This window comes from Streptococcus oralis, from assembly GCF_964238205.1.
In the GTDB taxonomy this organism is placed as follows: Bacteria; Bacillota; Bacilli; order Lactobacillales; family Streptococcaceae; genus Streptococcus; species Streptococcus oralis_CZ.
This window is the reverse complement of sequence record NZ_CAXSLF010000017.1, coordinates 1-515: the sequence shown is the minus strand read 5'-3', so window position 1 is coordinate 515 and position 515 is coordinate 1. Positions and strand designations below refer to the sequence as shown.

The window sequence follows — 515 nt, the reverse complement described above, 5'->3', positions numbered from 1 at the left end:
GCTGATTCTGATGCACTTGTTGATGCAGACTCAGATGCTGATGTGCTTGCTGACTCAGATGCGCTTGTGCTTGCTGACTCAGATGTAGACGTTGACGCTGATTCTGATGCGCTTGTGCTTGCTGATTCAGAAGCTGATGTGCTTGCTGATTGGCTTGCACTTGTTGATGCTGATTCAGAAGCTGATGTACTTGCTGATTCTGATGCGCTTGTGCTTGCTGATTCTGATGCTGACGTTGATGCAGACTCAGAAGCTGATGTTGACGCTGACTCAGATGCGCTTGTTGATGCAGACTCAGATGCGCTTGTGCTTGCTGATTCAGAAGCTGATGTGCTTGCTGATTCTGATGCAGACGTTGATGCTGATTCAGAAGCTGATGTGCTTGCTGACTCAGATGCGCTTGTGCTTGCTGATTCAGAAGCTGATGTTGACGCTGACTCAGATGCACTTGTTGATGCTGATTCTGATGCTGACGTTGATGCAGACTCAGAAGCTGATGTGCTTGCTGATTCTGA

Annotated in this window: 1 protein-coding gene; it reads left to right on the top strand. The window is 48.0% G+C overall.

Going from position 1 to position 515, the window contains the following annotated elements:
- On the top strand, positions 1–515 hold a 515-nt coding region (locus tag ACESOD_RS09795; RefSeq protein ID WP_373095562.1), incomplete at both ends, for a hypothetical protein.